The organism is Pontibacter flavimaris, from assembly GCF_001907195.1.
Lineage (GTDB): Bacteria > Bacteroidota > Bacteroidia > Cytophagales > Hymenobacteraceae > Pontibacter > Pontibacter flavimaris.
This window is the reverse complement of the sequence record NZ_LVWA01000007.1, coordinates 53,691-70,478: the sequence shown is the minus strand read 5'-3', so window position 1 is coordinate 70,478 and position 16,788 is coordinate 53,691. Positions and strand designations below refer to the sequence as shown.

Sequence of the window (16,788 nt, the reverse complement as noted above, 5' to 3'; positions counted from 1 at the left end):
TGCCCGCTTTTTCATAACATTAAAACAGCTTGCTCCGTTTCTACTGAGATAAACCAAAATTTAAACCATTAGTAGACTATGGAAACATCAATGAACGACCTGAAAAACAAAGCCGACAAGATGAACCCGCAAAAGCAAGAAGGGCCGGTGGCGGCAGCTATAGAAGAGTATACCGCCCGTATCCCTTCCGATATGTACCTGTGGGCTGCCCTGGGCTCCATGGCTGTATCAGCCACACTTAAAGTGATGAAAAAAGACGAGGAAGCCTTATTCGTGGGCCAGTGGGCACCGTCTTTCCTGCTGCTGGGCGTATACAACAAGCTCGTAAAGCAACTTGGCAAGGACAAATACAGAGATTAATTATTTGCCTGCATAGACAGCCAGATAGAGGAAGCCCCGTGCTTCCTCTTCTTGTTTAAAGCGGTGCCTCCCGCCGCTGGGTTATACTTCGTCTGGCTCCGGTTCTACACTTTCAGCCTTCTTACCAACTCATCCTTCACTGGGGATCGTCCCACCACAAAATTGGGGTACTCAATTTCCCGGGATACTGTAACAGAAAGGCATATGTTTGGCATCAACGACATTCCGAAGTTTTTTCTGGCCTTCTTCCTGGTGCTTCCGGTCATTTCTTTTCTGCACGAGGCAGGCCATGTGTTTTTTGCCTGGCTGATGGGCGGCAAGAACATCAAAGTAACGGTAGGTACCGGCGATGTGGTTTTCCGCCTGGGCATGCTGGAAGTGCGGCAATACTATTTCTGGTACGGCCACTGCTCGTTTGATAACCTGCAGCGCAATGAGCGCTTCTCCAATATGCTGATCTTTTCGGGGGGAGTGCTGTTTAACGCCCTATCAGCCCTTGCTGTCATGTACCTGGTGGAAAATGGTTCGCTGGAGGCCGGTATGCTCACCTACCAGTTTACGTACTTTTCGATGTACTACATCTTCTTTGCGCTGCTGCCCATGCCTTACCCGGATGGCAGTTTCAGCGATGGCAAAGTTATACTTGACCTGATCCGGAATAAGCCCCGCATAGCTGAAACTATTTACAGGGTTAGCTGGCAGGAGGAAAAGAAGCAGTGGCAGGTGCTGGACCACAACAAAAGGGTAGTACAGACTTTCCAGGACGAAGATGCAGCACTTGCCCGGGCGCACGAATTAGCGCAAAGCCATCGCCCGAGCCGCTTGCTGCATATAAAGAATGGCAAAGAGGTAGAGGTTTTCAATTATCCCCTGGTGCCGCTATAATTTTTTACCACTAGCTGTTCCTGCTTCCTTTTATACCTGCTACTTCCTGATTGCCTCCTCGGAGTATACCAGCCACAAGGGCACATCGATGTCTGAGTTATACACTTCGGTCGGTACGCTGCCCAGGCTCAGCGAAGGCAGCGGGTTGTTCCCTTTCAGGCCAAGCACCAGCAGGTCGTGGTGGCCTTTCTCCAGGTGCAAGGCGATACGCTCGGCTATACTTCTATTGGCCGCCCGCACCAGGGTATACGGTATATCGGCCATTTCCCGGTGCCGCTTCTGCAGGTCGGCGAATTTTCGTTTTACCACTTCCACTGCTTTCCGGACGGCCTCCTCTTCCGAGATGAGCGGGAAAAACTGTGTCGGCAGCCGGTAGACGTGCATGATCTCCAGCTCTAGCCCCAGCTGGTCCGACAGCTCCTTGCTGAGCCGGACCGCGTGCAGCGAAGTATCCGAGAAGTCTATCGGCACGAGCACTTTCCGGATGTTGAAGCTGGCCGTTTCGGGGAAAACCAGTACGCTGCAGGGAAGTATGCGCAACAGCTTTGTGCCCAGGGCACCCGTGCTTTTGTCGCCCATTTTCTTGCCCAGCAACGTCAGTTTTATGCCATAGCGCTTTACTATGTCAGCCAGGATCACCTCGGTATTGGGCTCCTCGCTTACGAGTATTTCATGGTCGGTGATGTTGCCGAACTGCTCGGCTACAATGTCAGCGATGTTGCCTTCTACCTCCTTGCCAAGGTCCAGATCCCCGATCATCTCCCGGAAATCATCGGCCAGCTCATAGAGCTTGATGTTGTGCACGAAGTATACCTTGCGCACTTCCAGGCGCTCGCAAATGGAGCGGGAAAAGGCAACTAGTTTTTCGTCTATGTCGCTCAGGTCCAGGCAGACCATCATGGCGTCTATCGTGATCATAACGTATCAGGATTTGGTGATATGGAGGTGTCTTTTCTGCTTTCTACTGTTTTGGCATCTTGTTTCTGGGCACGCCGGGCCAGCATTTCGGCTACCAGTTGCTGGTAGGCCTTCCGCTGTTGGGCCTTGCCGAGTCGTGTTTCCTCGTCGGCTTCTTCGCTTAAGCCCCGGTACAGGCTGATGCACATCAGCAAAAGTATAATGGCAAAGGGCAGGCCCGTGATGATGACGGCTGTCTGCAGTGCCTGCAAGCCACCGCCGATTAGAAGCACGGCCGCAATCGCCCCACCGGCCAACGCCCAAAAGACGCGTATGCCAACTGAAGGGTTAAGCTTGCCGCCGGAGGTCAGGCTCACCACCACGAGCGAACCTGAGTCGGCGGAGGTGACAAAGAAGCCGGCTACAAGTATAACGCCGATCACTGAAAGTATGGTGGAGAAAGGCAGCTGTTCAAAGAACACAAACAAGGCAGTGGACATGTCGGATGCCACGGCCTCGGCTATGGTTGGATCGCCAGCCAGGGTTTCGCGCAGGGCGGTGCTGCCAAAGGCCGTCATCCACAGGAAGCAGAGCAGGGAGGGGGCGATGAGAACACCCAATATAAACTCCTTTATCGTTCGCCCTTTGGAAACCCGTGCAATAAAGATGCCCACAAAAGGAGCCCAGGAGATCCACCAGGCCCAGTAAAATACGGTCCAGGAACCTTGCCAGTTCCGGGTAGAATAGGCCTCGTTCCAGAAGGAGAGCTGCATGAAGTTGCCGATGTAGGAGCCAGTGTTCTGCACGTAGGAACCCAGTATAAAAACAGTCGGACCCAGCACCATCACGGCCACTAGTATAAACAGCGCCACGCGGATGTTCCACTCGCTCAGGATACGCACGCCTTTGTCCACCCCGGTTACGACAGATATCGTAGCCACACCCGTGATCACCACGATAAGTATGATCTGGGTGGTGATATTGTTTATAATGGCCGGGAATACGTGGTTTAGCCCGGCAGCCACCTGTTGTACGCCCAGCCCCAGCGAAGTGGCCAGGCCAAAAAGTGTTGCGATTACGGCCAGAATATCGATCACATGCCCTACCATGCCATGGATGCGCTCGCCCAGAAAAGGATAGAAGGCCGAACGTACGGTGAGTGGCAGCTGCCGGTTATAGGTAAAGTAGGCCAGCGCCAGGGCCACCAAGGCATAAATGGCCCAGGCATGGAGTCCCCAGTGCAGGAACGTGAAATTCATGGCCTGACGGGCGGCAGCGGGTGTTCCGGGCTCCCCGAGCGGAGGCGTCTGGAAGTGGTTGATGGGCTCTGCGATGCTCCAGAACAGCAAGCCAATGCCCATTCCTGCGCTAAAAAGCATGGCAAACCAAGCCGAAGTAGTGAACTCCGGTTTGGCATCCTTGCCACCCAATCGTATTTTACCAAACCGGCTAAAGGCCATGTACAGGCAGTAAGCCACAAAGATGTTGACACTAAGTATAAACAGCCAGCCCATGCTGGAGGTAATGGCTACCTGGGTGGCGCTGAAAAACTCCTCTGCATCCTTCCTGAAAATAAGCACCAGGGATATTGTTAGCACCAGGAACACGATGGAGGACCAGAACACGGGGCCGTTTACATCCAGGCCTAACGATTTCTTTGTATCACTTTTTACTTTACTCATGCATCGTGTTTTTAAGGTTAGAAATAGTACCCCATGTTGATGTTGAAGCGCATGTGCCATTTGGTATTGCCAGGCGTGCCTGCGGCCAAGGCGTTCGTCCACTCGGGGCCCAGCCAGGGGTGATTATAGCCGAAAGCTGCGTCGGTGTAGATATACATGGGGCCGGCGGTAATGAGCGCACCAAGTATGTTTGTATGGGCATTTTCGTAACCGCTGATACGCTTGTTGTAAAAGCCGTAGTTGTTGTACACATCTATACTTTGTACGAGGCGGGTTTGTAAAGGAATATGGTAGGCGATGCCTGCCGTATAAATCTCTCCCTTATTGGCCACGTTATAGTTGGCCCCGTACGCGCCCATTTCCACAAAACCGGGGTCGGCCCCGGGTCCATACTTTGGGTTGAAATGGTAGAGCATGGCCTGCAGCTTGATGTTCCAGGGGCTTTGGTCTGTTTTATGTTCATAGTGGACTGCCCCGGCGTAGCGGGTGCCGTTACGTTCGGTGTCGAGGTTGTAGAGCAGCCCGCCCTGCAAAGAAACTCCCAGTTCATGGCCCAGGCTGTCTCCCAGGCGCCGTATCAGTTTAAAGTCGAGCTGGTTGTTTTCCTTGTTCCGGCCCGTCACATCGTAGGAGTAGCGGTTGGGACTGGGATCGGTTAAGGCAAAGACAAATTCCTCCGCGCTTTTATAGTAGGCGGCCTGCCACTGCCAGCGGCCGGAGTCGCGGATATACTTGACGCCCATATCGTGGTCATCCTCAAAGCCAACATAGTAGGTGATGTTAAAGAACCAGTTGTTGGAGTTATACTGCTGAATGCCAAAGGGTACTTGGTTCAGCCCGACCTGTAGTTGGGAGCGCTCGTCGAAATCGTACTGGAACCAGGCTTGTTTCAGAAAGGAACCGCCAAAGGCCTGGGAGTAGTGGCGGAATTCAGCGTTCAATTTGATGCCTTTGTAGGCGGACTCCACATTGATACGGAACATGTCGAAGCCAAAATCGCCACCGCGCTCCAGTTGGTCCTTCTTCCAGGTAGAGAGGTTATAGTTAAAACGCACGGCGCCGCCCAGCTTCAGGTATGGTTTTTCCTCGGGCTTCTCTTCCGGGGCCTGTGCCTGGCACACCTTGCTGAAGAAAAGAAAGAGGACTAACAGCAAACATAACCGGTGTGGTAAAACTATCTTCAATGCTACGTCCGTTAGAGTTACTTCTCTATTGACGAGGTAAGAGGCCAAAAGTTACTCTGGAACGGAAAGGAGGGGTGTATGGGGCAGCATCCGCACTAAAGTATAAAAGCCCTGCAAACACAGCGTCTGCAGGGCTTTTGTATATAAACCACGCACTTTAAAGTATAAACTCTGAGCGCGCGGCGGGTGGCTTACTTCTTAGACTGCGGGCCCGGTACCGGGAAGCCGCGGTCGCGCATCAGCGCGTCGATCTTGGCATCGCGGCCACGGAACAGGCGGTATGCCTCGGCCGGATCCATCGAGTTGCGCGGGGCAAACAGGTACTTCACCAGCTTGGCAGCCACTTCCTCGTCGTAGAACCCGCCCGGTGCCTCGGCAAAGGCCTCGGCGGCATCAGAGGTCAGCACGTCAGCCCACAGGTAGCCGTAGTAGCCGGTGGCATAGCCCTCGCCGGAGAACACGTGCCCGAAGTGCGGGGAGCGGTGGCGCATCACAATCTCTTTCGGCATGTTCAGCTTGGCCAGCGTCTCGCGCTCAAATTTATCCGCATCCATATTCGTAGGGTCAGCCAGGTGGAAGTGCATGTCCATCAAGGCAGATGCCAGGAACTCAGTCGTTTCGAAGCCCTGGTTAAAGGTGGCGGCCTTCTCGATCTTGGCCACCAGCTCTTTCGGCATCGGCTCGCCGGTCTTGTAGTGCTTCAGGAACTGGTTGATCACCTTGTCGGTAGACAGCCAGCGCTCCAGCAACTGCGACTGGAACTCGGTGTAATCGCGCACGCCGCTGTTCAGGGTCGGGTACTTCACGTTAGAGGCCAGGAAGTGCAGCGCATGGCCGAACTCGTGGAAGAAAGTACTCGCATCATCCCATGACACCAGCACCGGCTCACCCGGGGCAGGCTTCACAAAGTTGGAGTTGTTAGACGACAGCACGTTTTTCTTGCCATCGAACGTAGTATGGGCGCGGTAGGTAGTAGCCCAGGCGCCGGAGCGCTTGCCCTGGCGCGCGAACGGGTCGAGGTACCAAAGGCCGATGTGTGCACCGGTTGTCTTGTCGGTTACTTCCCATACTTTCACGTCCTCGTGGAATACCGGCACTGAGCCTTCCGCCACAGGCGTGAACTTGAAGTTGAACAGCTCACCGGCCGTAAAGAACATAGCCTGCGTCAGGTTGCCCAGTTCCAGGTACTGCTTCACCTCATCAGAGTTCAGATCATACTTTTCCTGGCGCACTTTCTCGGCGTAGTAGCGGTAATCCCAGGGCTCTATCGTGATCTTGGTTTTGCTGGTTTTGTTGGCGATGGCCTGCATGTCGGCTACTTCTTCCTTTACGCGGGCCAGGGCCGCCGGCCAAACGGCGTTCATCAGGTCCATGGCAGCTTCCGGGGTTTTGGCCATGCGGTTCTGCAGGCGCCACTCGGCGTAGTTGTCGTAGCCCATCAGCTTCACGCGCTCATTGCGCAGCTTCAGGATCTTGGCAATGTTCTCGTTGTTGTCGCTGGCATCGCCGTTGTCAGCGCGGGAGTAGTAGTTCTTCCATACTTTCTCACGCAGGGCGCGCTCATCCGAGTAGGTCAGGAACTGGTCCATGCTGGAGCGGGTGTTCGTAACAGCGTACTTGCCTGCCTGCCCGCGGTCCTCGGCTTCTTTGGCCGCCGATTTCACGAACGACTCCGGCAAACCGCCCAGTTGCTCCTTGGTCAGGTAAACCACGTACTTTTCCTCGTCGGCCAGCACGTTGTTAGAGAACGAAGTATAAAGCGAGGAGAGCTCCTTGTTGATCTCGGCATAGCGCTTCTTGGCCTCCGGGCTCAGGTCAGCGCCTTCCAGTGCAAAGTTCTCGTACACCAGCTGCACCACGCGCTGCTGGTCGGCAGGCAGCGGGTTTTTCTGGGAGTTCTCGTAAACGGTCTTGATGCGCTGGAACAGCTTCTCGTTCTGGGAGATCTTGGAGCTGAACTCAGAGATTTTGGGCGCCATCTCCGCCTGTACTTTCCGGAACTCCGGCGTAGACACGTTGCTGCCCCAGATGCCGTAGTACGTGAACACACGACCCAGCTCCTCGCCGGCGCGCTCCATCTCCTCGATGGTGTTCTCGAAAGTGGCGGGCTGCGGGTTGTTGGCGATTGCCTCGATCTCAGCCAGGTTCAGGGCCATGGCTTTTTCCATCGCCGGTTTCAGGTCGGCCAGGTTCATTTTGTCGAAGGCCGGCACGCCGCCGTAGGGGCCTGTCCACTCCTTCAGGAGCGGGTTGGTTTCGGCCTGCGCCTGCTCTACGGTAGCCTGCGCCTGCTGCGACTTGTCCTCTACCGAGGTACAGTTGGTCAGGGCAAGTACAGCTATCAGGCTGCCTGCTGTTATAATTTTCTTCTGCATAGATTATTTAAAATTGGGTGAATGATGCCTTCCTCAGGCGGTGTTACTGAAATCAGCCACAAGATACAAAAAACAACTATAAAGCCGCTCCCGCCATGTGGGTTAGAGAAGGCCCGTATATTGATTTTATACTTTGGACGGTCGTGTTCACGCAAATTCCGTGCAGGAAAGGTATGGCATTGCCTCTTTCCGTGGCTTAGCACGCGGTAATAAGTCAATTTTTATGGTCGTTTTTCTGTGATTCTCGCCTAAGTTCCTTAAATTGAGGATGTAGCAGCAGTTATCAGCAATTAGCGCAGAAGCTCACTTTATGGGGGAGGCCGAGTATCATAAATTTGTGTCTGAAGAGATCTTGCGAAATGGGTTTGTCTCCTTACGTTATGACGCGGCGCACGCGCTGCTAACGCTAAAGTGGTTGCGGCAGATTGATTTTGAAGAGCGACGGGAAGGCTTTCTCCGGGCCCTGGACTTTTCCATCGGGAACGATATAAGGTACTGGCTGATCGATGACGCTGAGATCTTCGTGATCACGTCGCAGGAGCAGCATTGGGTGGAGAACGAGTGGACGGCCCTGGTGGCAACATCCGGCATCAGCAAAATCGCAGTTCTCCTCACGGACCACTACAACAGCCTCGTTTCCTTCACCGGTTTTACGCAGCGGGCACAGAAGAAGTACCAGCACCACGGCTCTGCCCGGCACGAGGTTTTCATGGATCAACAAACGGCGCTGCAGTGGCTGTTGGGGGAGGGGAGGCAGTAGCTATCATGCATCCCGGATGAAATATTTGACAGAGGGGGATTACCCCAGCCCAGCCCTGTCTTAAGAACAGGAGAGGGAGCTTCTGCAGCACTTGTTCCAACCACCCCTACCCCTCCTTGTCCAAGGAGGGGAGCCCGTAATTACTTTTGCCAAGGTATAAGCTTTGTAGCCGCTGGTACAGCGCGGACAGGTCGCGACCTGTCCCTACAAAGTATAAAACCACCCCTTGCCCCTCTGAGGAGGGGAATTTATACTTACTTCTTCTACCTAACATCCCGAACACAGTGAAAGATCTATCCGGAATTCTAATAAGATTTCTCCCGAAGGTCGAAATGACAAAACCGGCGGCTATCGAATCTGATCCCAGCCTTTGGGTTGAGCGCCTATGCGAGTTTTTCCGGTGACGAACGCCAGTGAGGCATTGCGACGTCAGGAGCAAAGGAAAAGCTCCCAGCGCGATGCCCGAAGGCGAGGCCTCCCGGCCTTGAGGGAGCCAAAGTATAAAGTGCAACGGTAGGCTCGTAAGACTGAGGATCAGCGGCAGCTAGCAAGTATAGCCTGTGTCAAAAACAGGAAGCAGCGGCTAAGGAAGTATAAATCAAGTATAAGCAAAGTATAAAGTATGGCTTACGCGAATCAGGAAACCCGCAGCAGAAGTGCTTTCAGACAGGTATGTCCATAACAGCAAGTATAAAAGTATAGCTACGGAAAGCACGGCTTCGGCAGCACCCACAATATCCGGCTCTCGTAACATAAGGTAATATTCCCTCTGATTCCTTATACTAAATAATTGAAACTTGCGTAGGATAGATTGTACCACCACAACCATAACGCCATGTATACCACTGTATTTAAATTCGGGGAGGGGAGTCCGTTTGTAAACGCCAGGCGGCCGGTAAGCAACGAGATCCGCGACAGGCTGCTCTGGCAGGCCATGCGCCTGGCTAAATCCGGTAAGCGGGTCTTTAAAGATGGCCTGGTGATCTATACGCCCCTTCCGGCCTACCTCAGCGGCCCTACCACCCTGGAAGTATACTGGGACTTCGGCAACCCCGAGGAGTATCAAGAGTATCCCAAGGCAGCCTCTTAGCGGTGCTGTAACAAAGCCCGTACAGGGCACCTCCTTTTCTAACTAACCTCGTATACTACCACATGAACCTCAACCTATTCAACACCCACACCCTGGCAGGAAGACTGGAGATTATCTGGGCGCACGGGGACTTTATTGCCAACCGGGGCAGAAGAGGCTACCGCATCGAACTCTACAACCTGGGCAGTTTCTTTGCCGAGATCTGGTATAACCCCGAGAACGATTACATCAGCCTGGTGCGCGGCTTTACCAGCAACAAGGCTCTGGAGCCCTACATTAAGCAGGTAGACCTGATGGAGATGTTTGATTGGTAAGCTGCCGGAGCACGGCTTCACCCACCCCGGCGCCTCCCGGTAAACCGGCGCGCCGCATCACGCAGGTGCATACTGCTGTGGCTTATCCTGCGCCGCCCGCTGTGGCGCCAAACCCATTGGCATGGCTCTAATCTAGGATAGGGAGGTAATACGAGCGGGAAAATCATACTTTGTTTTACTAACTTGCAAAGGAGTAGGTAACAGAACCGAACCATACGCACGTTAGATGAACTTCATAAAGAACCTTAAGATCAGGGATAAGCTTATTCTGCTGCTGTCCCTGCTGCTTGTTCCGTTGGTATACTTCCTTGTATCCGCGATTGAGAATGAACTGGAAGAGAACGCCGCCCTGAAGCAGGAGGAACTGCAACTGGAGGAGTCGGAGAGAATATCCTCGCTGCTGCATGCGTTTCAGCGGGAGCGCGCCCGCATGCTGGCCTCGGCAACCGGCGACACCGACATGCTGCTGGAGGCAAAGGCCACCCGAGCCACCACCGATGCTGCCGAAAGAGAACTGAACGCTTTTCTGGAGAACTCAGGCCGAAACCTGTCGGAACTGGCGCAGCTGGGCGAGCAGAAGAAGTACAGGAGCCGCCTCGATCAGCGTAATTTTGATGCCCAGGAGTACAGGGAGTACTCAAGCGCCTTGATCTTTAGCCTGCTCAACAGGATGGAGGACAACGCCACCGGCGTGGGCAGTGCGTTTCTGGGGCGCCAGCTCGAAAGCTTCCGCCAGCTCACCGAGGCTAAAATACATTTGGCCAGGATCAGGAGTCACTTTTTAAATGCCATACAAGGGGAGCGCTTCAACTACAACGACTACGCCACCATCAGGTCGCAGATTACTTCCTACAACCGGGCCCTGGATAATTTCAGCCGCTACGCCGGGCCGGAGACAACGCGCCAGGTGCAGGGCATCCTCGCCTCCGGGAATTACAAAAAGGTGGCGGCTGTACTGCAGGCCATCGAGGCAGACCCACAGCTAAACCTGACCACCTTCGACCCCGAAACGGTCTTTAATGAGTTCACTATCAGTATAGAGGATCTCCGCAAGGCAGAAACAGCACTTTCAGGCAGCATTAAGCAGGATATTAATGCACGGGTGGTGGAGAAGCAGCAGGCCGTGGCCACGCTCATCATTGCTTTCCTGCTCATACTTGGCCTTACGGTGGCCCTGTCCATCTACATCATCAATCTGATCTCCTCCTCGCTCACCAAGCTCAAAACCGCCGCCGATCGCATCAAGCTGGGCGCCACCGATGTCACGATCGACATCCACAGCAATGACGAGATCGGAAGCGTGGCCACCTCCTTCAGGGGCGTGCTGAATAAAACGGTTCACCTCTCGGAGGTGGCGCAGGCCATTGGCGAGGGGCGCTATGAGGTGGCGGTAGCCGCCCAGAGCGACGAGGACGTGCTGAGCATGGCTATCCGCGATATGAAGGACAACCTGCAGCGCTTTACCACCGAGAACACCAACCGCAATTTTATACTTACCGGCGTGGCGGAGCTGAACATCCACGTAAGCGGCGAAACATCCCTGGAGAAGGTATCCGAAAAAGTTATCAGCTTCCTTTGCGAGTACACAGGCTCTGAGGCGGGCGTGTTGTACCTGCACCACAGCAACGGCAAACTGACGCCTGCGGCCAGCTACGGCGTGGCGCTTGACAGGGACCAGCTTCCTGCCTTTGCGATCGGTTTGGGCAAGGTGGGGCAGGCGGTGCAGGAGCGCAGGATACAAGTGCTGGAGGGCGTGCCGGAGGAGCACCTGCGGATCAAAACGGGCCTTTCCGATATCGGGCCGGCCTCGGTGATCATCATTCCTTTATACTTTGCCGATAATATCGTTGGGGCGCTGGAGCTTGCCGCGCGCCAGCCCTACACCGAGCTGCACCGAAGGTTGTTCGAGTCCGTTTCCGAGCGGATTTCCGTGGTGATCCATACTTTGAAAGCGCACCTGCAAACCCAGGAACTGCTCTACGAAACCCAGAACCAGGCCGAGGAACTGGAGACGCAGCAGGAGGAGTTACGCCAGCTGAACGCCGAGCTGAAGGCATCGGAGGAGGAGCTGCGCGTGAACCAGGAGGAATTGCAGGAGAAAAACGCCGAGCTGGAGGAAAAAGCCCAGCTGCTGGAGGAGCAGTACGAAGCCCTTGGCACCAAGAACAGGGCCCTGGAAGACGCCCGCGAAGCCATCGAGCTGAAGATACAGCAGGTGGAGACGGTGAGCAAGTATAAAAGCGACTTCCTGGCCAACATGAGCCACGAGCTGCGCACCCCGCTCAACAGCATCCTTATACTTTCGAGGCTGCTGGCCGACAACGTGGAGAACACCCTCTCCACCAAGCAGATCGATCACGCCCAGATCATCCACAAGTCGGGCAACGATTTGCTCCGGCTCATAAACGAGATACTGGACCTGTCGAAGATAGAATCGGGGATGGTGAAGCTGGAGACGGAGGAGCTGAAGCTACAGGATATCTCCATGAAGCCGCTGTTCGGGGAGGTGGCCGCTAAAAAGCAGATTCGCTTTACCGAGCGCATCGACCCGGGCAGCTCCGAGACCATCATTACCGACCGCTTCCGCCTGGAGCAGATACTGAAGAACTTTATCGGCAACGCGCTCAAGTTTACCGACGCTGGCGGTGAGGTGGAGTTCTCCATAACACCGGTGCTGCACAAGCCAAAGTTCAGGTCGGAGCAGCTGCGCGAGCAGACCGATATTCTGGCGTTCTCGGTGCGCGACACCGGTATCGGCATCCCAAAAGAGAAGCAGGACATGGTGTTTGAGGCCTTCCAGCAGGCCGATACATCTACCACCCGCAAGTATGGCGGCACCGGCCTGGGCCTGACCATCAGTAAGGAACTGGCCACGCTGCTGGGCGGCGAGCTGATGCTGGAGAGTGCGCCGGGCCAGGGCAGCACCTTTACCCTGTACCTGCCGCGCGTGCCGCAGGGCGTGGAGAAAAAGCAACCTGAGCCAACCACAAGTATAAAGCAAGCCCAGCCAGCCCTTACCGCACCTGCGCCCGCGCAAAGCAAGGGTCAGGGCGTGGGGCAGATGTTCATGCACATGGAGCGCCAGGAGAAACAGGACATCAAGGTGCTGATCGTGGAGGACGACAAGGGCTTCAGTGATATTCTGGCTGACTTTGCCCTGGCCAAGAACTTTAAGGTGCAGCAGGCCTACACCGGGCAGGAAGGCCTGCAGGCGGCCCGCGAGGAGAAGCCCGATGCCATGCTGCTCGACATCCACCTGCCCGACATGACAGGCTGGGACGTGCTGAAGCAGGTGCGGGAGGACAAGGAGCTGCGCCACATGAACGTGCACGTGATGTCGGCCTACGACAAGGACGTGATTGGCGAGCATGCCGAAAACGAGGAATACCTGCCAAAGCCGGTCACGCTGGAGATGCTGAACAAAGCCTTCAGCTCCATACTCAACGGGTCCGACGCTACGATTGAGAACATCCTGATCGTGGAGGATAACGAGATCGAGAACCGAGCGGTGGGCGAACTGCTGCTGGCACACGGGCTTAAATCCACCCCCGCCTTCTCCGCAGAAGAAGCCGAGCAGGTGCTGGCCAGGCAGAAAGTGGACTGCATCATACTTGACCTGAACCTGCCGGGCATGAAAGGCTACGAGTGGATGAAGAAGATCAGGCTGCAGAGCAGGCTTTCGGACATCCCGATCATCATCTATTCGGGCAAGGACCTGAGCGAGGAGGAGGAAGCCCGGCTCAAGGAGTTTGCCAACACCATCATCATCAAGAACGAGTACTCGTACCTGCGCCTGCTGGACGAGGTGCAGCTGTTCCTGCACAAGGTGAATCAGAAGCTGCCGCAGGGCAAGGAGTTCAGGATGAAGCTGCACGTGCCCGAGGAGGTGCTGCGCGGCAAAAAGGTGCTGGTGGTGGACGACGACGTGCGCAACATTTACTCACTGAGCAGCTTGCTGGAGATGCACGGCATGGGCGTGACGGCCGCTTACGACGGGAAGGAGGCGCTGCAAAAGCTGGGTGCCGAAAGCGACATAGACTTGGTGCTGATGGACGTGATGATGCCGGAGATGGACGGCATTGAGGCCACAAAACGAATTCGGGAGATTCCTCGTTTTAAGCAACTCCCGATCATTGCCCTCACCGCAAAAGCCATGAAAGAAGACAGAGAGAAATGTATAGAGGCCGGCGCTTCTGACTACATCCCAAAACCGGTGGATACCGACAAGTTGCTGACCTTAATGCGGGTTTGGTTGTATGAAGCCTAGGGCGGATGAACTGTTTGAGCAGGAGGTAGAGGCGCTTATCAGGGACATACACACCACGTATGGGTACGATTTCAGCGGCTACGCGCGGGCCTCGGTGTACCGCAGGGTAAAGCGCTTCCTGGGCCACAAGCACCTGCCGGGTATGGATGCGCTGCGCGAAAGACTGTTCTCAGACAGCTTCTTTTTTGAGAACTTCCTGCAGGAGATCACCGTGAACGTGACCGAAATGTTCCGCGACCCGACCTTCTTCCTGTCGCTGCGCCAGCACGTGCTGCCCATACTTAGCACCTACCCGTTCATCAAGATCTGGGATGCCGGCTGCTCCACGGGCGAGGAGCTTTTCTCGCTGGCCATACTTTTAGAGGAGGAGGGGCTGCTGGGCCGCACCAAGATCTACGCCACCGACATTAACCAGAAGGTGCTGAAGCAGGCGAAGGAAGGCATCTTCCCGGCTTCCAGCATGGCAGCCTATGCGGCGGCATACTATGCGGCGGGCGGCAAGCGCGATTTTGCCGGGTACTATACCAGCAACTACGGCAGCGTCAAGTTCGCCTCGTCGCTGGTGCGTAACGTGGTGTTTTACCCCCACAACCTGGCCACCGATACCTCGTTCAACGAGTTTCACCTGGTGGTGTGCCGCAACGTGCTGATCTACTTTAACCGGCAGCTGCAGGAGCGCGTGTTCAACCTCTTCGACGAGAGCCTGGTGAGCCTGGGATACCTGGCACTGGGCAAGAAGGAGACGCTGGCCATGTCGGGCATCAGCCCCAGGTATGATATTATGGATAAAAGCAACCGCATATACCGTAAAGTAAGCTGATGCCAACTTCCTCCAAACTGATCGTGATGGGCGGTTCCTGGGGCGGCATTCAGGCGTCGCTCTCGGTGTTAAAGGACCTGCCGGCCAGCTACAGCATACCCATTATACTGGTGCTGCACCGCCTGCGCAACCAGGAGGGCAGTTTGCAGGAGGTGTTCGCCAGAAAGCTGCTGCTGCAGGTCGCGGAGGTGGAGGAGAAGGAGCCGGCCCTGCCCGGGCATGTATACCTGGCCCCGGCCAACTACCATGTGCTGCTCGAGAAAGACCATACGTTCTCCCTCGACGACTCGGAGCAGGAGAACTACTCGCGCCCCTCCATCGACGTTACCTTTACCAGCGCCGCGGACGTTTTCGGCGAAAACACGGTGGGCATACTTTTAAGTGGCGCCAGCAGGGACGGAAGTTCAGGATTAAAGTATATCTTTGAGAAAGGAGGTATGGCGGTTGCACAGGACCCGCACGAAGCCGAAGTAGCCACCATGCCACAGGCAGCCATCGATAGCATCCCTGGCTGCAGCATAATGAATGTTGCGCGCATAAAGGAGTTTTTGCTTTCCTTACATGAACACTGACCACGACCTGACGTTATTGACCCCGGATAAGATCGCGCATCCCGTAAAAATCCTCCTGGTGGATGACAAGCCGGAGAACCTGGTGAGCCTGGAGAGCCTGCTTTCGGAGGAGGACGATCATATCAGCTACCTTTTCGCCCACTCCGGCGAGGAGGCCCTGAAGATTGCGCTGCAGGAGGAGCTTGCCCTTATCCTGCTGGATGTGCAGATGCCCGGCATGAACGGCTACGAAGTGGCCCGCTACCTACGCGATATCTCCAAGACCCGCGACATCCCCATCATTTTCGTGACAGCCATTGCCCAGCAGGAGACACACGTGATAGAAGGCTTTGAGGCCGGCGCCGTGGATTTCCTCTTCAAGCCGCTGCACCCGTCCATCACCAGGGCCAAGGTGGCGGCCTTTGTGCGCTTTTACCTGCAGCGAAAGGAGCTGGAGCGGGCCAACAAGGAGACAAAAGAACTGAACCAGCAACTGGAGGAGCGTGTGCAGAAACGTACGCGCGAGCTGACCAAGGTAAATAAAGACCTCGACAATTTCGTATACACCGCCTCGCACGACCTGAAGGCGCCCATCAACAACATAGAGGGGCTGATGACGGCCCTGAAGGAGACGCTGGAGGAGAAGGTGCCCGGCCTGCAGGATGTAACGCCGATCATCGACATGATAAACGATGCCGTCGGCCGCTTCAAAAACACCCTCCTGGACCTGACGGAGGTAGCCAAGCTGCAGTACGAGGAGCAGGCCGCGGAGCCTGAGAGCGTCAGTTTTAAGGAGATACTCGAGGATGTGAAAGTATACATCAAGGACCTGATCCAGAAGTATGACGCCACCATTGTGGACGATTTCACGGCTGCTCCCGAAATCATTTTCTTCCGTAAGAACCTGCGCAGCATCCTCTACAACCTGGTCTCCAACTCCATCAAGTATAGCTCTCCTGACAGAAAGCCCGAGATCATTCTCACCACAGCAGTGGTGGGGGACTATACCTTGCTGACGGTGCGCGACAACGGCCTCGGGCTGCGCAAGCAGGACCAGGATAAGGTATTCGGCATGTTCAAGCGCCTGCACGCCCACGTGGAGGGCTCCGGCGTGGGCCTGGCCATCGTGAAGCGGATAATCGAGAACTGCGACGGGAAGATAGAATTTGAGAGTGAACTGGGCGTGGGATCTGAGTTTAAAGTTTACCTGAAGCAGGAGTAGGTTTTAGGAAGGATCTAAACAGCCTCATTTTTTAGGAGAGGGGATTTCTGAAACTGCTTTAGCTGAAGTATAAATTGCATAGCGGCTGACATTCGCGGACAGGTAGCGAATTGTCCCTACAAGTATAAACCTACCCCCGGTCTCGCTGTTTCACCCCTCCCCAGCCCTCCCCTAATGACAGGGGAGGGAGTACTCAACTAACGATCATCATCCCCCTACCCCCTTCAAAGGGGGACTTGGTTCATGTTGTGTAAGCAGCAGCTATCGAATCTGAACCCAGCCTTTGGGTTGAGCGCCTTGTGAGATTCCGGTGCCCTGAAAGGGCATTGCGACGTAGGAGCAAAGGAAGGGAACACAGCGCGATGCCCGAAGGCGAGCCCT

Annotated in this window: 14 protein-coding genes; 9 read left to right on the top strand and 5 right to left on the bottom strand. The window is 55.2% G+C overall.

Annotated features, from left to right (window positions below):
- The first annotated feature begins 78 nt into the window (after positions 1 to 78).
- The gene (locus A3841_RS12965) at positions 79 to 360 is read left to right on the top strand and encodes a hypothetical protein (protein ID WP_083610353.1); all 282 of its coding nucleotides are present in this window, start codon (positions 79 to 81) and stop codon (positions 358 to 360) included.
- Between the two features lie 204 nt (positions 361 to 564).
- Positions 565 to 1,245 (top strand): DUF2188 domain-containing protein, encoded by a 681-nt coding sequence (locus A3841_RS12960; RefSeq protein WP_073852767.1) that lies wholly within the window; start codon positions 565 to 567, stop codon positions 1,243 to 1,245.
- A gap of 39 nt (positions 1,246 to 1,284) precedes the next feature.
- Here A3841_RS12960 and A3841_RS12955 read toward each other — a convergent pair whose 3' ends face one another.
- From A3841_RS12955 to A3841_RS12940, 4 genes are all read right to left on the bottom strand, one after another.
- Positions 1,285 to 2,163, bottom strand: coding sequence for a universal stress protein (locus tag A3841_RS12955; RefSeq protein WP_073852766.1), 879 nt, complete (start codon positions 2,161 to 2,163; stop codon positions 1,285 to 1,287).
- Positions 2,160 to 3,824, bottom strand: a complete 1,665-nt coding sequence (locus tag A3841_RS12950) for a BCCT family transporter (protein ID WP_073852765.1) — start codon at positions 3,822 to 3,824, stop codon at positions 2,160 to 2,162. The genes A3841_RS12955 and A3841_RS12950 overlap by 4 nt, the downstream gene beginning before the upstream one ends.
- Before the next feature lie 17 nt (positions 3,825 to 3,841).
- A complete protein-coding gene (locus tag A3841_RS12945) occupies positions 3,842 to 4,978 on the bottom strand; it encodes a hypothetical protein (RefSeq protein ID WP_235861403.1) in 1,137 nt (378 codons plus the stop codon).
- Positions 4,979 to 5,199: 221 nt separating this feature from the next.
- Positions 5,200 to 7,383, bottom strand: coding sequence for a M3 family metallopeptidase (locus tag A3841_RS12940; RefSeq protein ID WP_073852764.1), 2,184 nt, complete (start codon positions 7,381 to 7,383; stop codon positions 5,200 to 5,202).
- Positions 7,384 to 7,720: 337 nt separating this feature from the next.
- On the opposite strand from A3841_RS12940, the gene A3841_RS12935 reads away from it, so the two are divergent.
- Positions 7,721 to 8,143, top strand: a complete 423-nt coding sequence (locus tag A3841_RS12935) for a hypothetical protein (protein WP_139307961.1) — start codon at positions 7,721 to 7,723, stop codon at positions 8,141 to 8,143.
- Positions 8,144 to 8,741: 598 nt separating this feature from the next.
- Here the strand turns inward: A3841_RS12935 and A3841_RS20325 are convergent.
- Positions 8,742 to 8,897, bottom strand: coding sequence for a hypothetical protein (locus A3841_RS20325; protein WP_170866195.1), 156 nt, complete (start codon positions 8,895 to 8,897; stop codon positions 8,742 to 8,744).
- An 81-nt stretch (positions 8,898 to 8,978) separates the two neighbouring features.
- On the opposite strand from A3841_RS20325, the gene A3841_RS12930 reads away from it, so the two are divergent.
- The 6 genes from A3841_RS12930 (at position 8,979) to A3841_RS12905 (ending at position 16,407) form a co-directional block, all read left to right on the top strand.
- Positions 8,979 to 9,233, top strand: a complete 255-nt coding sequence (locus A3841_RS12930; protein WP_073852838.1) for a hypothetical protein — start codon at positions 8,979 to 8,981, stop codon at positions 9,231 to 9,233.
- A 62-nt stretch (positions 9,234 to 9,295) separates the two neighbouring features.
- Positions 9,296 to 9,547, top strand: coding sequence for a hypothetical protein (locus A3841_RS12925; RefSeq protein ID WP_073852762.1), 252 nt, complete (start codon positions 9,296 to 9,298; stop codon positions 9,545 to 9,547).
- 226 nt (positions 9,548 to 9,773) lie between these two features.
- Positions 9,774 to 13,814, top strand: a complete 4,041-nt coding sequence (locus tag A3841_RS12920) for a response regulator (protein ID WP_073852761.1) — start codon at positions 9,774 to 9,776, stop codon at positions 13,812 to 13,814.
- Positions 13,804 to 14,634, top strand: coding sequence for a CheR family methyltransferase (locus tag A3841_RS12915; protein WP_073852760.1), 831 nt, complete (start codon positions 13,804 to 13,806; stop codon positions 14,632 to 14,634). The genes A3841_RS12920 and A3841_RS12915 overlap by 11 nt, the downstream gene beginning before the upstream one ends.
- A complete protein-coding gene (locus A3841_RS12910; protein ID WP_073852759.1) occupies positions 14,634 to 15,206 on the top strand; it encodes a chemotaxis protein CheB in 573 nt (190 codons plus the stop codon). Before A3841_RS12915 ends, A3841_RS12910 begins: the two co-directional genes overlap by 1 nt.
- The gene (locus A3841_RS12905; protein WP_073852758.1) at positions 15,196 to 16,407 is read left to right on the top strand and encodes a sensor histidine kinase; all 1,212 of its coding nucleotides are present in this window, start codon (positions 15,196 to 15,198) and stop codon (positions 16,405 to 16,407) included. Before A3841_RS12910 ends, A3841_RS12905 begins: the two co-directional genes overlap by 11 nt.
- The last annotated feature ends 381 nt before the right edge of the window (positions 16,408 to 16,788 follow it).

Bases quoted from the DNA above. Each gene is read 5' to 3' on its own strand.
- A3841_RS12950 (WP_073852765.1), bottom strand. From the start codon at position 3,824: ATGAGTAAAGTAAAAAGTGATACAAAGAAATCGTTAGGCCTGGATGTA.
- A3841_RS20325 (WP_170866195.1), bottom strand. From the start codon at position 8,897: ATGTTACGAGAGCCGGATATTGTGGGTGCTGCCGAAGCCGTGCTTTCC.
- A3841_RS12925 (WP_073852762.1), top strand. From the start codon at position 9,296: ATGAACCTCAACCTATTCAACACCCACACCCTGGCAGGAAGACTGGAG.
- A3841_RS12940 (WP_073852764.1), bottom strand. From the start codon at position 7,383: ATGCAGAAGAAAATTATAACAGCAGGCAGCCTGATAGCTGTACTTGCC.
- A3841_RS12965 (WP_083610353.1), top strand. From the start codon at position 79: ATGGAAACATCAATGAACGACCTGAAAAACAAAGCCGACAAGATGAAC.
- A3841_RS12905 (WP_073852758.1), top strand. From the start codon at position 15,196: ATGAACACTGACCACGACCTGACGTTATTGACCCCGGATAAGATCGCG.
- A3841_RS12955 (WP_073852766.1), bottom strand. From the start codon at position 2,163: ATGATCACGATAGACGCCATGATGGTCTGCCTGGACCTGAGCGACATA.
- A3841_RS12910 (WP_073852759.1), top strand. From the start codon at position 14,634: ATGCCAACTTCCTCCAAACTGATCGTGATGGGCGGTTCCTGGGGCGGC.
- A3841_RS12930 (WP_073852838.1), top strand. From the start codon at position 8,979: ATGTATACCACTGTATTTAAATTCGGGGAGGGGAGTCCGTTTGTAAAC.
- A3841_RS12960 (WP_073852767.1), top strand. From the start codon at position 565: ATGTTTGGCATCAACGACATTCCGAAGTTTTTTCTGGCCTTCTTCCTG.
- A3841_RS12920 (WP_073852761.1), top strand. From the start codon at position 9,774: ATGAACTTCATAAAGAACCTTAAGATCAGGGATAAGCTTATTCTGCTG.
- A3841_RS12915 (WP_073852760.1), top strand. From the start codon at position 13,804: ATGAAGCCTAGGGCGGATGAACTGTTTGAGCAGGAGGTAGAGGCGCTT.